This is a genomic window from Novosphingobium mississippiense (assembly GCF_044029535.1).
GTDB lineage: Bacteria > Pseudomonadota > Alphaproteobacteria > Sphingomonadales > Sphingomonadaceae > Novosphingobium.
Window position 1 is genome coordinate 955,076 of sequence record NZ_CP147003.1, and the last position, 13,975, is coordinate 969,050.

The 13,975-nt window shown below is 64.7% G+C and carries 14 protein-coding genes; 7 read left to right on the top strand and 7 right to left on the bottom strand.

What is annotated here, in order from left to right:
• The first annotated feature begins 1 nt into the window (after position 1).
• Together WBP06_RS22800 and WBP06_RS22805 are read left to right on the top strand one after the other, a co-directional pair.
• On the top strand, positions 2-307 hold the full coding sequence (locus WBP06_RS22800) for a DUF1330 domain-containing protein (protein ID WP_395337413.1): 306 nt from the start codon (positions 2-4) through the stop codon (positions 305-307).
• The gene (locus tag WBP06_RS22805; RefSeq protein WP_395337414.1) at positions 297-692 is read left to right on the top strand and encodes a carboxymuconolactone decarboxylase family protein; all 396 of its coding nucleotides are present in this window, start codon (positions 297-299) and stop codon (positions 690-692) included. The genes WBP06_RS22800 and WBP06_RS22805 overlap by 11 nt, the downstream gene beginning before the upstream one ends.
• Positions 693-783: 91 nt before the next feature.
• Here the strand turns inward: WBP06_RS22805 and WBP06_RS22810 are convergent, their stop codons facing one another.
• Genes WBP06_RS22810 through WBP06_RS22830 form a run of 5 tightly spaced genes read right to left on the bottom strand, consistent with a single transcriptional unit; the run spans position 784 to position 5,651 of the window.
• Positions 784-2,223 carry an NAD-dependent succinate-semialdehyde dehydrogenase gene (locus WBP06_RS22810; RefSeq protein ID WP_395337415.1) on the bottom strand — a complete coding sequence of 480 codons (1,440 nt, stop codon included), beginning with the start codon at positions 2,221-2,223 and terminating at the stop codon, positions 784-786.
• Positions 2,220-2,729 carry a flavin reductase family protein gene (locus WBP06_RS22815; RefSeq protein WP_395337416.1) on the bottom strand — a complete coding sequence of 170 codons (510 nt, stop codon included), beginning with the start codon at positions 2,727-2,729 and terminating at the stop codon, positions 2,220-2,222. The genes WBP06_RS22810 and WBP06_RS22815 overlap by 4 nt, the downstream gene beginning before the upstream one ends.
• Positions 2,730-2,743: 14 nt before the next feature.
• Positions 2,744-4,222, bottom strand: coding sequence for an aldehyde dehydrogenase (locus WBP06_RS22820; RefSeq protein WP_395337417.1), 1,479 nt, complete (start codon positions 4,220-4,222; stop codon positions 2,744-2,746).
• Entirely contained in the window at positions 4,219-5,049 is an 831-nt protein-coding gene (locus WBP06_RS22825) for an alpha/beta fold hydrolase (protein ID WP_395337418.1), read from the bottom strand. Before WBP06_RS22825 ends, WBP06_RS22820 begins: the two co-directional genes overlap by 4 nt.
• Positions 5,050-5,051: 2 nt before the next feature.
• Entirely contained in the window at positions 5,052-5,651 is a 600-nt protein-coding gene (locus tag WBP06_RS22830) for an amino acid synthesis family protein (RefSeq protein ID WP_395337419.1), read from the bottom strand.
• A gap of 106 nt (positions 5,652-5,757) precedes the next feature.
• Here WBP06_RS22830 and WBP06_RS22835 point away from each other — a divergent pair, with 106 nt between their 5' ends.
• Positions 5,758-6,420, top strand: coding sequence for a GntR family transcriptional regulator (locus WBP06_RS22835; protein WP_395337561.1), 663 nt, complete (start codon positions 5,758-5,760; stop codon positions 6,418-6,420).
• 466 nt (positions 6,421-6,886) lie between these two features.
• The gene (locus tag WBP06_RS22840; protein ID WP_395337420.1) at positions 6,887-9,034 is read left to right on the top strand and encodes a methyl-accepting chemotaxis protein; all 2,148 of its coding nucleotides are present in this window, start codon (positions 6,887-6,889) and stop codon (positions 9,032-9,034) included.
• 80 nt (positions 9,035-9,114) lie between these two features.
• On the opposite strand, the gene WBP06_RS22845 is transcribed toward WBP06_RS22840, so the two are convergent.
• Positions 9,115-9,555, bottom strand: coding sequence for a MerC domain-containing protein (locus WBP06_RS22845; protein WP_395337421.1), 441 nt, complete (start codon positions 9,553-9,555; stop codon positions 9,115-9,117).
• Positions 9,556-9,617: 62 nt separating this feature from the next.
• Here WBP06_RS22845 and WBP06_RS22850 point away from each other — a divergent pair, with 62 nt between their 5' ends.
• Genes WBP06_RS22850 through WBP06_RS22860 form a run of 3 tightly spaced genes read left to right on the top strand, consistent with a single transcriptional unit; the run spans position 9,618 to position 12,615 of the window.
• Positions 9,618-10,865 (top strand): GTP-binding protein, encoded by a 1,248-nt coding sequence (locus tag WBP06_RS22850; protein ID WP_395337422.1) that lies wholly within the window; start codon positions 9,618-9,620, stop codon positions 10,863-10,865.
• On the top strand, positions 10,862-11,485 hold the full coding sequence (locus WBP06_RS22855) for a DUF1826 domain-containing protein (protein WP_395337423.1): 624 nt from the start codon (positions 10,862-10,864) through the stop codon (positions 11,483-11,485). The genes WBP06_RS22850 and WBP06_RS22855 overlap by 4 nt, the downstream gene beginning before the upstream one ends.
• A complete protein-coding gene (locus WBP06_RS22860) occupies positions 11,482-12,615 on the top strand; it encodes a CobW family GTP-binding protein (RefSeq protein ID WP_395337424.1) in 1,134 nt (377 codons plus the stop codon). The genes WBP06_RS22855 and WBP06_RS22860 overlap by 4 nt, the downstream gene beginning before the upstream one ends.
• Positions 12,616-12,664: 49 nt before the next feature.
• Here WBP06_RS22860 and WBP06_RS22865 read toward each other — a convergent pair whose 3' ends face one another.
• The gene (locus WBP06_RS22865; RefSeq protein WP_395337425.1) at positions 12,665-13,867 is read right to left on the bottom strand and encodes a phospholipase D-like domain-containing protein; all 1,203 of its coding nucleotides are present in this window, start codon (positions 13,865-13,867) and stop codon (positions 12,665-12,667) included.
• Positions 13,868-13,975 lie beyond the last annotated feature (108 nt).

Genomic DNA, 13,975 nt, shown 5'->3' on the forward strand with positions numbered 1-13,975 from the left:
CATGGCCAAAGCCTACTGGATCGCCCGGGTCAACGTGACCGACCCGGAAGCCTATACCGGCTACATGGCGCTTGGACCCGCCGCCCTGATCGCGGGCGGCGGGACTTTGCTGTCGCGCGGTGGCCGGTCGGTCGCGCTTGAAGGGCCGCAGCCGTTCGAGCGCACCGTCGTGATCGAGTTTCCGAGCATGGAAGCCGCCCTCGCCTGCCATGCCTCGCCCGCATACAGTGCCGCCCGCGCGAAGCGGGAAGGCGCGGCCGAGGTGGAAATCCTGATCGTGGAAGGACTGGAACAAGATGACCGATAAGCCGCAGGACGAAAAGTTCGAGCGCGGCCTCGCCACCCGCCGCGCGGTGTTGGGCAATGCCTATGTCGACAAGGCGCTGGACGGCGCGGACGATTTCAACTGGCCGATGCAGGAACTGACGACGAAGTACTGCTGGGACGAGATCTGGAACCGCCCGGGCCTCGACCGCCGCAGCCGTTCGATCCTCAACCTGGGCATGATCGCCGCGCTCAATCGCGGGCACGAGTTCAAGGCGCACATCCGCGGTGCGTTGAACAACGGCCTGACGCGTGAGGAAATCCGCGAAGTTCTGCTGCAGATCGCTGTCTATGTGGGCATCCCGGCAGGCGTGGACAGCTTCCGCCTGGCGCGCGAGGTCATTGCGGAAATCGACGCGCAGACCTGACATTCTCCCTTCCCTGTAAACGGAATAAGCCCCGGCATCCGTGGATGCCGGGGCTTATTCTTGTGCGACCCAAGGGTCCGTAACGTGGGGGTTAAAGCCCGCCCATCATCACGTATTTCAGTTCGAGATAGTCGGTAATGCCGTGCCGCGATCCTTCGCGCCCCATGCCGGAGGCCTTGATGCCGCCGAACGGTGCGACTTCGGTAGAGATCGCCGCCTCGTTCAGCCCGACCATGCCGTACTCCAGCGCGCCAGCGACGCGCATGGCGCGGCCGATGTCGCGGGTATAGGCATAGGCGGCCAGGCCGAACTCGGTGTCGTTGGCCATACGGATCGCCTCTTCCTCGGTCTCGAAACGGATCACGGCGGCCAGCGGCCCGAAGGTTTCCTCCGAAGCCACCAGCGCATCGCGCGGAACGTCCGCAATCAGCGTCGGCGGGAAGAACAGCCCGTCCTGTCGCTGGCCGCCGGCCAGCAGGCGACCGCCGCGTGCCAGCGCATCGGCGACGTGCTGCTCGACCTTCTCGACTGCCCGGTCGTTGATGAGAGGACCGATCGTCACGCCCGCTTCCGTGCCCCGGCCGACGACAAGGCCTTCGACCCGCTGCCGCAATCGCTCGACGAAAGCATCGTGAATGCCGTCCTGTACCAGAAAGCGGTTCACGCAGACGCAGGTCTGCCCGGCATTGCGGTATTTGCCGAGGAGCGCGCCCTCGACCGCCGCGTCGATATCGGCATCGTCGAAGACGAGGAACGGTGCGTTTCCACCCAGTTCCAACGAGAGCCGTTTCAAGGTCGGTGCCGACTGCTCATAGAGTTTGCGTCCCACGCCGGTCGAGCCGGTGAAGGAGAGCTTGCGTACGACATCGCTGCTCATGAAAGCCTCGCCAATGGCGGCAGCCTCTCCGGTGATGACGCTGAGCAGCCCTTCGGGAAGGCCCGCCTCTTCGGCCAGAGCCGCCAGGGCAAGCGCGGTGAGCGGCGTTTCCGGCGCGGGCTTGACGATGATCGCGCAGCCCGCCGCCAGCGCGGGCGCCACCTTGCGCGTCACCATGGCTGCGGGGAAATTCCACGGTGTGATCGCCGCGACGACGCCGACCGGCTCGCTCCAGACGAGGATGCGCTGGTTGGAGCGGGGCGCAGGAATGACCTCGCCCTCGACCCGGCGCGCCTCTTCCGCGAACCAGCGCACGAAGCTGGCGGCATAGAGCACTTCGCCGCGCGCTTCGGCCAGCGGCTTGCCCTGTTCCGCCGTCAGGATCGCGGCGAGCGCGTCCTGATGTTCCAGCATGAGAGCGTGCCAGCGTAGCAGCAGGTCCGCGCGGTCGCCCGCGGGGCGGGTACGCCATTCGGCCTGGGCCTTCTGGGCAGCCGCAATGGCGGTGCGGGTCTCAGCGGCGCCGAGGTATGGTACCTCAGCGATGACCTCGCCGGTGGCCGGGTCGATCACCGGCACGGTGTCTGCAGACGAAGTCCAGATACCGCCTACAAAGGCCTGGTCGCGGAAGGGATGGAGATTGCGGACGGTCATGCCAATGCAACCTCCGCGTCCGGGAGAGCATGGTTGCTCATGCGCCCCCGATGATAGAGCAGCACGCCGCTCTCGCAGCGATCGATACGCAGGACTTCGCCCACGAGAATAGCGTGGTCGCCCCCTTCGTATTCGCGCCAGAGGCTGCATTCCAGTACGCAGCTCGCGCCTTCCAGCAGCGGATTGCCAAGATCGCTGAGCGCCCATTCCAGCGCCGCCACTTTATCCGCGCCCTTCGAGGCGAAAGCCATGGCGATATCCTGCTGGTCGGCAGCGAGGATATGGATCCCGAAACGGCCGCCGCGCACGAGGTGCGGGTAAGTGGCAGACGTCAGCGCCGGGCATACCAGCACCAGCGGTGGGTCCAGCGACAGCGAGGAGAAGGCACTGGCGGTAAAGCCCACCAGTCCACCCTGCTCGTCGAGAGCGGTCACCACCGTGACGCCCGAGGGGAATTCGGCCATGGCCTTCCGGAACTCGGCCGGATCGATCACGCTTTTCGTCATCTTGCTATATCCTCTCACCGCATCACGAAGGGATCGCCCATCGGTTGTTCCGACAGGTTGACCCAGACGGTCTTCAGTTCGGTGTAATCGAGCACGGCATGGATGCCGCCCTCACGTCCGTAGCCGCTCGCGCCGAAGCCGCCGATCGGCGCCATCGCCGAGACCGCGCGGTAGGTGTTCACCCAGACGATCCCGGCATGGACATCACGCGCGAAACGGTGGGCGCGGCCGATGTCGCGGGTCCAGATACCCGCCGCGAGCGCGTATTCGGTGCCGTTCGCCAGCGCGAGCGCCTCGGCATCGTCGGAAAAGCGCATGATCGCGGCGACGGGGCCGAACACTTCGTTCTGCACCACGTCGAGCTGATCGGAGCTGCAGGCGAGCAGGGTCGGCTCGTAATACCAGCCTTCGCCGGCGGCATGACGCTTGCCGCCTGCCAGCACTTCGGCGCCTTCGTCACGGGCGCGGGAGACCATGCTTTCGACGACCCCCAGTTGTTGCTCGGTCGCCATCGGGCCCATGTCCGAATTCGGATCGAGCGGGTCGCCGATGCGGATGCGGGCCATGCGTTCGGTCAGGGCCGCCACGAAGCGGTCGTAGATGCCGTCCTGCACCAGCAGGCGCGAACCGGCGACGCAGCTCTGGCCAGAGGCGGCATAGATCCCCGCAACGGCGCCGTTCACCGCGCTCTCCAGATCGGCGTCGTCGAAAACGATGTTCGCCGACTTGCCGCCCAGTTCCAGAGAGAGCTTGGCGAAGTTCTCGGCACTGGCCTTGATGACGTGACGGGCAGTGGAAGGGCCACCGGTGAAGGCGATGCGGCGCACCAGCGGGTGCCTGGTCAGCGCCGCGCCCGCGCTGGGGCCTAGGCCGGTGACGACGTTGACCACACCCGCCGGGAAGCCGGCTTCCTCTACAAGCGCCGCAAAGCGCAGGATGCTGGCCGAGGCATGTTCGGACGGCTTGATGACCAGCGTGTTCCCCGCCGCCAGTGCGGGCGCGAGCTTGATGGCGGTCAGGTAGAGCGGGCTGTTCCAGGGAATGATCGCGGCCACCACGCCCAGCGGCTCGGGCACGGTGAAGGCGAACATGTCCGCCTTGTCGATCGGCAGCGTGCTGCCCTCCAGCTTGTCGGCAAGGCCCGCGCTGTAGTGGAAGAATTCGGGCAGGTAGGCCAGCTGGCCGCGCGTCTCGCGGATCAGCTTGCCGTTGTCCTGCGTTTCCAGCTCGGCGAGTTCGCCGGCGTGTTCGGCGATCAGGTCGCCCAGGCGGCGAAGCAACTTGCCGCGCGCGGTGGCGGTAAGCCCACGCCACGCCGGGCTGCGGAAGGCGGCGTCGGCAGCGCGCACGGCGCGGTCGGCATCCGCCTCGTCGGCGTCGGGCAGGACCGACCAGACCTGGCCGGTGGCGGGATAGCGTGATTCATACGTCTGCCCGGAAGCCGCGTCGATCCACGCGCCGTCCACCAGCATCTGGAATTTCCGTGTCGTCATGAAGCCTCTCCGGCAGTTATGGGCGACTGGGTTATCGCATCGAGGTAGCCCAGCAGCAGGGCATTGGTTTCTTCCGGCATTTCCACCGGCATCATGTGGCGCGCATCAGCAACGACGTGCGCCTTGGCGCCGGGGATGCGGGCGGCCAGTTCACGGGTCATCTCCGGCGTGGAGCCGATGTCGAACTCTCCGGTGGCCACCAGGGTAGGCACGGCGATCTCCCCCAGTCGATCGGCACCGAAGTTGTCCTGGCTGGCGAATAGGCCATAGGACGTCAGATAACCGTGATAGTCGTTGGCCGCCATATGGGCGCGCAGATCGGCAATGTAGCCCGGCTCGGCCGCGCGAAACTCTGGAGTGAACCAGCGTTCGATCGCCGCGTCGGAATTGGCGGCCGGGCCGGCCTGCCGCACTTCGTCCACGCGGCCCAAAATCGTGGCGCGCACTTCCTCGGAGCGGTTGAACACGCCGTTGAGCAGGACCAGTCCCGACAGACGGCCGGGAAAACGCAGGGCAAACGCTCGCGCGACCAGGGCGCCCATCGAGAAACCGATGAGGATAGCCTTGTCGATGCCCAGACGGTCCATCAGCCCGGCAACCTGATCGGCATAATCGTCCAGCCCGGCATCATCGGCCGGAGCCGCACTACCGCCGTGGCCGAGCATGTCCAGTGTGATGACCCGGTAGGCGTGCTGCAGCGCCGCTTTCTGCGCGCTCCACATCGCCTGCGACAGGCCGACGCCGTGGATCAGGATCACGGGCGGATTGTTTCCGCCCCTGTCCTCGCCCACATCCTCGTATGCGGTGGGGAAAATGTCCGCGACCACGGTCAGCCCTGCTGCGCGGCCTTCTCCGCGGCAATGGCTTCCAGGTCGAGGTAGCGATTGCCGATACGCGGATGCACGCGGCCACCATCGGCAGCGCCGAGCACGATGACGATCTCATCGTCGAGCGGCACGTCGGAAATGGCGAACTCGGCGGTGATGTAGTGCGAGCGCTGACCTTCGTCGTCCTTGTGCATCATCGGCACCTGGATCGAGGTATTCTGGCCGCCGCGCTTGTTGGTGAAGCTGAGGTAGGACTTGGCGTTCACCGCCTCGCGGAAATGGTTGCCGAAGCGCAGCGTGTGAATCAGCGCCGAGGCATGCTCGATTTCGCCCGCGCCGCCGACGACGGCCGCCTTGCCATAGGCCTCGATCCTGTCCGCCCCGCCGATCGTGGCGGTCAGCTTCTCGACGATCAGCGCGCCGAGGTCGGAGGCATAGGCGCGGATCTCGGGCTGGAGGTCTTCCACGAAGCCGCGACCGGCCCAGGGATTCTTCACGACGGCAGCCACAAGAACGGTCGTCACCGGGCGTTCGGCATCCTTGCCGCCTTCGATCCGGACTTCCTCGACATAGGACACAAGCTTGCGAATCTTCAGGGCCATCGCGGCAACCTCCTCTGGAATGTTGTATGGTGGTATACCAGAAGACTGGACACATGCAACGGTTCTTGTCATGAGGGCTTCAAGAGTAGCGAAACCCTTGTGGAGGATGAGTTTGGAACGGATCGAAGCGCGGCCACAGACCTTGAGGCTTATCGCGCTGGATCGTGTGCGCGACGCGATCATGCAGGGGCAGATCGCACCCGGCGAACGGCTCGTGGAGCGTACCCTCGGCGAACGACTTGGTGTGAGCCGCTCGGTCATCCGCGAAGTCATCCGCAATCTCGAATCAGAAGGGCTGGTGGAGAGCACACCCTCGGGCCCCCGCCTCTCGACGATCTCTCCCGAACAGGCGCAACAGATCTACGATATCCGCATGCAGCTTGAATCCGCTGCGGCGGCGGCCTGCGCGGAACGCTCATCGACGGAAACCGTCGCCAGCCTGCGTGAAGCGCTGGACGCGATCAAAGCTGCGCATAGCGAGAAGAACCCCATCGCCGCCCTGGAGGCCTCCACCCATTTCTACGAGGTCATCTTCACCACCGGGGGGCACGAGATCGCCTGGGAAATCGTGCAGCGCCTCAACAGCCGCATTAGTCAGATGCGCGCCATGACCCTGTCCGTTGTCGGCCGTCAGGCGGCCGGTCTCAAGCGCCTTTCCAAGATCGTAGACGCCATCGCCAGCCGCAATGCCGAAGCTGCGGCGAAGGCCTGCCGTGAGCATGTGCACGAGGCGTCGCTCATCGCCATCGAGATGTTGAAGGGCAAATAAGCCCGTAACCTGTGACCGGAACGCGCGGGAACGATAGGCTTTTCCCGCGCCACTCCTCCAAAAAAAAGCCCGTCACAAGGACGGGCTGGAATAGGTTTTGGGAGAGGATGCCTGAAAGGCAGGCGCCCTATCGCCTGTTCATCGCGACCTCGCAATTGCAGCGTTTGCAACCCAAGTTGCCTTTTTGCGGCATCGCAGAATGCATCCGCCACAACTGAACGCCGGACGATCAATGCCCCCCGTCCGCCGACGAAAGCCGGGATCGACAGTTTTCAGGCCGGATCAAGACGCACTTGATCCGATCAATGGCATACCATCCTATGATAAGACTGCACACTGTCCAAAGCGGGACTGCTATGCAGTTTCTTCCTTCTACCGAGCATCCCTCGGTGCAGACCTATGCGCCCTTTTCAGGGTCCGGCGTCGCCCGCTCTGCGGCTTTCCATGACATTCCAGGAGCTGGAAAATGAAAGACGTGTTCAACCGCATGCACATTGCGGGCAAGCTGATGACGGTCGCCGGCCTGGCGATCGCCGTCCTCCTGCTCCTCGGCTTCACCGCCGTCGTCTTCGAGACTGGCTCGCAGGTGGGCAAGTTGTCCGATCAATCGGCGATCGCCCAGGCTGATGCCGAAGGTAATCAGGTCAAAATGGATATCGCCACGTTCGAAGCGACCGCGCGCACTCTGGGCTCCACCATGAGCAACCTGCATGGAAGCGGCGCCCGGGATCGCGGCGTCGCGACGAACGTGCTCAAGACCGACCTGCTCACGTCCAAGGTTGCCCTCGGCGCCTGGACCATGATCGCCCCGAACCAGTGGGACGGGCCGGACGCCGGCAAGGGCGGACAGCCAGGTACCAGCAAAGACGGCAACTTCCGTCCCTACTGGGTGAAGAACAACGGCACGGTGGCGCAGATCCCGAACAACGAGGCCGAAGGTTACGACAAGCCCTTTTTCCGCAAGTCGTTCGAGAGCGGCGATGGCGCGATCATGGACCCCTACCAGTTCGATGCGGGTGGCAGAACGGTGCTGATGACTTCGATCACCCAGCCGGTTCGCGCCGGAGACCGCGTGATCGGTGTGTCAGGTCTCGACATGGAACTGAGCAGCATTTCCGAGCGTCTGTCGAACCTGAAGCCGTTTGACACCGGCCGCGTCATGCTGCTGTCCGAAGGCGCGATCTGGGTCGCCAATCCAGATGCCGGAAGCCTCGGCAAACTCTATGCCGATCCGGGCCTCGACGTGGTGAAGGCGGCGATCGCCAGTGGCGAAACGCGCGTACTGACCGATATCGATGTCGATGGCGTAGCGACGCGCCGGGTGATCCGCCCGATCCCATTTCAGGGCTTGAACGCCACCTGGGCGCTTGTCCTTGATGTTCCGGAGGCGACGATCGCGGCACCGGCCCGTAGCATGGCGTGGCAGCTGGTGATCGGCGGCCTGGTCATTGTGGCAGCCGTCCTTGCCAGCCTGTTCTACGCCGCCGGCGGCATCATCGGCCGTCCGATGGCAAAGCTGAGCGAAGCCGTCGACCGGCTCGCCCAGGGGGAAAACTCCACGATCCCCGCGCTCGACCGCCAGGACGAAATCGGCACCATGGCCCGCGCTGCCGAAGTGTTCCGCCAGGCTGCTGCCGACCGCGCCGAGGCTGATCATCGCGCGGCGGAAGAGCAGAAGATCGTCACCGGCGCCGTGGGTCAGGGCCTCGACGCCCTGCGCCAAGGCGACCTTACGCGCGAGATTACCGCACCCTTCCCCACCGGCTATGCCGCGCTGAAGGACAACTTCAACGCCGCGCTTGCCGAGCTTCGCCGCATGATCGGCGCCGTCGCCAACAGCGCCGGCGGCATCCAGACCGGCTCCGCAGAAATCGCGCAGGCATCGGAGGATCTTGCCCGCCGCACCGAGGCGAATGCGGCAAGCCTGGAGGAAACCTCCGCCGCGCTCGTCCAGATCGACCAACGTCTCAAGGCATCGGCGGTGGCTTCCTCGCAGACGGTGCTCCGGGCCGACGAGGCCCTGTCCACCGTTGCAGGCGGCCGCGAGATCGCGGACGAAGCCGTGCAGGCGATGGGCCGCGTAAGCGAGAGTGCCAAGGGCATCGACTCGGTCATCGAAGGGCTCGACAAGATCGCCTTCCAGACGCGCGTTCTGGCGATGAACGCCGCCGTCGAAGCCGGCCGTGCGGGCGATGCCGGTCGCGGTTTCGCGGTCGTGGCAGACCTTGTCTCGGCGCTCGCCATGCGCTCCGAAGAGGAAGCCAAGCGGGCTCGCGAGCAGTTGACCGCCACGCAGACCGACATCGGCACCGCGGTCCAGGCCGTCCAGCGTGTCGACGGCGCCTTCGAGAACATCTCGGGCGATGTCACCGAAGTGCACATGCTGCTGGGCCAGATGGCACAGGACAACCAGGCGCAGTCCACCGCGATCACGCAGATCAGCGTGGCGGTCTCGACGATGGACCATTCAACCCAGCAAAACGCCGCAATGGTCGAGGAAACCTCAGCTGCGGCGCGAAATCTCACAAGCGAAGCCGCATCGCTTAACGATCAAGCCGCTCGCTTCGACACCGGCGAACAGCGCAAAGCCGCCCGTCTGACCCTGGTCGGTTGACGAAGCAGGCCCACCTTGACCTCTGCCGATGCGGCGGAGAACACCCCCGTGTTCTCCGCCGCATCGATCATCGGAAACGATCAGCAAGAGCAACCGCCACTACCCCGCACCTGTGCCGAACAGGCCGTTCGGCGCATTCTCCAGTTGGCAATATGGGCACCGGCGAGCAGAAGACTGCCGGCCACCGTCACAACACGCTCCAGGATCGGGCCGCCGGAAACGACAACGCCCGCCGAAAGCAGGAACAGCCCGACCACGCCGGCCGCCAACGGTCCGATCGCGCCACCTCTGCGCCACCCCGGCACCAGGGCCAAGGCACTTGTCGGCACTGCGAAAAGCAGGATCAGGGTATGGAAGCCTTCACCGGGATCCAGGCTACCCGCCAGCGTCGGCAAGAGCGCAATGACCAGCGGCAACACCAGACAATGCACCAGGCACGCCGCTGAAGCGCAAGTTGCCGCGCCATCGAGCCAATTGTCCGCAACGTTCCTCAAATCGATTTTCAACATGGGACCTTCCATCTGATCAGCCTCAATGCTACGTTATGTTATGATATCTCATATCATTGATTGCAAGGATCCCCATGACACTCTCTCGCCCCGATCCGAACAGCCCGGCGGCAAAACTCCCGGTCACCGTCCTTTCCGGCTTCCTCGGTGCCGGAAAGACCACCCTGCTCAATCACATCCTTGCCAATCGGGAAGGGCGCCGGGTCGCGGTGATCGTCAACGACATGTCGGAAGTGAACATCGATGCCGACCTCGTGCGCGGCGGCGATGCCGCGTTGGCACGCGCGCAGGAATCGCTGGTCGAAATGACCAACGGCTGCATCTGCTGCACCCTGCGCGACGATCTGCTGAAGGAAGTGCGCACGCTCGCCAAGGCTGGCCGTTTCGACTATCTCGTCATCGAGAGCACCGGCATTTCGGAGCCGCTGCCGGTGGCCAGCACATTCTCGTTTCGCGACGAGGACGGACAGAGCCTCGGCGATGTCGCCCGGCTCGACACGATGGTCACCGTCGTCGATGCGATCAACCTGTTGAAGGACTATTCCAGTCGGGACTTCCTTGCCGATCGCGGCGAGGCACTGGGTGAGGAGGATACCCGCAGCCTTGTGGGCCTGCTGGTGGAGCAGATCGAATTTGCCGATGTGGTCGTGATCAACAAGGCCTCGTCCGTCTCTGCCGACCAGCTTGCGGTGGTGAAGAAACTCGTCGCCAGCCTCAATGCCGATGCCCGCATCCTGACCTGCGATCACAGTCAGCTGCCGCTCGGCGCGATCCTCGATACCGGTCTGTTCGACGAGGAGAAGGCCGCGCAGAATCCGCTCTGGGCCAAGGAACTCTACGGCTATGCCGAGCACAGGCCCGAAACCGAAGAGTATGGGATCGAGAGCTTCGTCTACCGCGCCCGCCGCCCGTTCGATCCGCTGCGCTTCCATGCCTTCCTGACCGGCGACGGCCTGGACGCCGTGGTCCGCGCCAAGGGTCATTTCTGGCTTGCCACCCGGCCCGACTGGGTCGGTGAACTCGCCGTTGCCGGCGCGCAGACCGAGACGGCGCGGATGGGCCGCTGGTGGGCCGGCATTCCCAAGCATCAATGGCCCGAGGACGATCGCTTCGAGCGCTTCGTCGCGCAGCACTGGCACCCGGACTGGGGCGACCGGCGGCAGGAACTGGTCTTCATCGGCATCGGCATGGACGAGGCCCGCATCCGCGCCGGTCTGGACGCGTGCCTGTTGCCTGCCGAGACGTTCACGCCCGCGCTATGGCGGGATCTGGTCGATCCCTTCCCTCTCTGGGGCTCCCCCGCACTGGAGGCTACACGGTGAGTCTCTCCACGCTGCAGTCCGTTCGCACGGCATGGATCGCGTCCGACGATCCCGCCGTTCTTGAGCGTATCAGTGAACAGTCGGTCCATCTGGCTTTGTGGACGCGGCCTCGCCCGAAAGGGCTAGACTGGCTGGACACGCTTGATTTCGATGAGATCGACGATGTGCAGGAAACGCTCGCAGCAAGCGACTTGGGCAGCGCGCTTCCCGCCGCGCTCGAAGCCGCAGGCTATCCCGCGGGCGTGCGCGCGGCCGTGCTCGCTACCGAGATCGCGGCGTTGACGGGCCGGTTCGCGCATATCATGCAAAGCGATAGCGTCCGCCTGCGTCTCGAAGTGGTCGAGACCGATGCCTGCCGCAAATTCCACATGGACAATGTCACCGCGCGCCTCCTCATGCCGCTGACGGAACCCGGCACCCAGTGGATCGAGGCGGACGGCGGACCGGACACACCAGTCAACCATCTCCATGCCGGCGAAGTCGGCTTGTTCAAAGGGCGCATCTGGGCAGAGGCCCCAGCCATTTTGCATCGCTCGCCGCCGATTGCCGGAACGGGCCTGTCCCGGCTGTTGCTGGTGCTGGACGGGCCGTTGCAGGTTCCCGAAGGCGAAGCATCATGAGCGTCCTCCTCACCGGTCCGCAATCGCTGATCCCGGTGTCGGTGCTCACCGGCTTTCTCGGTAGCGGCAAGACCACCGTGCTCAACCACCTCGTCCAATCGGAGCGGATGAGCCGTGCCCTGATCATCATCAACGAGTTCGGCGCGATCGGGCTCGACCACGATCTCGTCGCGCGTTCGACCGAGGATCTGGTCGTTGAGATGATGGGCGGCTGCCTGTGCTGCACGATCCGGGGCGACCTTGTGGCCGCATTGCGCGACGCACCCTGGCGGTTCAGCCGCGGCGGCACATGCTGGTTCGACCGTGTCGTCATCGAGACGACCGGCCTTGCCGATCCTGCACCGATCCTGCACACGCTGATGACCGACGAACGGCTGTTGACGCTCTACCGGCTCGACGGGGTAATCGCCACCGTCGATGCGGCGGCGGGCGAGGCCACGCTTGATACGCAAAAGGAAGCGGTCAAGCAGGCCGCCGTTGCCGATCGCATCCTGCTGACCAAGAGCGATCTGGTTTCCCCCGAACAGCGCAGCCGCCTTGCCGCGCGTCTTGCGGATCTCAATCCGGCCGCACCCATCGTCATCGCTACCAACGGCAAGGTCGAACCCGATTTGCTGTTCGATGCCGGGCTCTACGATCCCGCCTCCCAGAGCGACGATGTGCGGCGCTGGCTCAGGGCCGAAGCTTACGAAGACCACGTCGATGGACATCGGGAGCACGGACATGTCCACCACGATCACGACGTCAACCGCCACGATGGGTCGATCCAGGCCACCTGCCTGACGTTCGACGAACCTCTGAGGGCCCACGCCTTCGAACGCTGGCTGGATATTCTCACCGCGCTGAAGGGTGCGGACATCCTTCGTGTAAAAGGCATCGTCCATCTTGCCGAGGAGAACCGCCCGATCGTGATCCACGGCGTGCAACACGTGTTCCACCCACCGATATTGCTGAACGCGTGGCCTTCGGATGACCGGCGCACCCGGCTTGTCTTCATCACCCGCAATATCAGCGCCGACGAGCTTCGGGGAACGCTGGCGCTCATGACCATCGGCCTGGGCCAGTACGGGTTACAGGGCCTCGTTCAGGATATCCCGCCTTCCGGCCTGCTGACGCAATTGCAGAGATGACGGCGCCTTGGGGCGAGCATAGCCCTCGCGCCCGTCAGCACCGGCCGGGTCAGTTCCCGGCCGGTGCTGCAGCTTTCTGTCCGTCCTCTGCCAGGCGCCGCACGATCGCCGCATCAAGCGGCTCGGCGTAAGTCGATGCCCAAAGCCTCTCGTGCATCCCGGCAATCCGCTCGGCCATCCCGGCATCGCGGAACACCAGTTCGACATTGCGCGAATTGTCGAGATAGCCCCCTTCCCAGTTGCTTGTCCCCACCCACGCGATCTGCCCGTCGATTTCCATCGTCTTGGTATGAATGACACGGGCAAACGGGATGGGGCCTTCGGCGGCCTCCGGAATAGTCGCCACGCGGATCTCGACATGGGGCACTGCGGCAAGGCTCACCAGCCATGGCGTCTTCGTGCGCGACAAATTCCAGTCTGCAACGATCAGCTTGATCGACACGCCCCGCGCGGCGGCGGCACGCAGCGCGTTGTCGATCACGCCGTAATACCCACCGCCATAACTCAGCGGAGCATAGGTCATGACCGTGATGCGGATCTCGTGCTGGCTCTGGCCCAGCAGACGCACCAGCTCGGCCTGGGAATCGCCCACGCCCGCCGGGTTGAAGGCATTGGGGCTGGCCACCAGCGTGGCAGGGCCCGTGTCATCCGCCACGGCCTCTCCACTGTTGGTCGGCGCCACCTTGCCGCCCGCCGCCAGCGTCGCCTGCGCCGCCCAGTCATGCGCGAAGATCGCGCCTAGCTGATCAACGGCGTGGCGATCGTCGATCTTCACGCCCGTCTCGTCGATGTGCCTCAAAGAGCGCCAGTCGAAGTTCTGGCTGCCGACATAGGCACTCTTGCCGTCGACCACGAAGAACTTGGCATGGATGATGCCGCTGCCGCTCACTTTGGCAAAATCGAGGATGCGCAAATCCAGATTGCGGATCGCACGCAGCCGCGCGAGTGTCGGCGCGTCCGACATCTTCACGCCCTGCCCTTCCATCAGAAAGCGGATTTTCACGCCGCGCCTGGCCGCCTGCTCCATGCAGCCGATCACCCGGTCGAGCGCTTCACCCGGTTTGCCGGCAACATAGAACTGCTCGAAATCCGCCTCATGCCTCGCGTCCTTGAGCATGGCACACCAGACCGTGGCCGGCTCGCGCAAGTCGGGGGTGGCCAGCGTCGTCCCCTCTGGCGCGTTGTGGATCAACTCGTAACCGGCAAGCGGCGCCGTCACCTGAGCGGCGAGAAGGGCAAGGGCTCCAATCATTTTTGGCTGTGTTTTCCAGGCATGGTCATGGACTTCCTAAGGAAGATGAAGGGTTCTGGGAAGGCGTCTTCAACGATACCGCCAAGGACCTTTACAAGGATTCGGGCC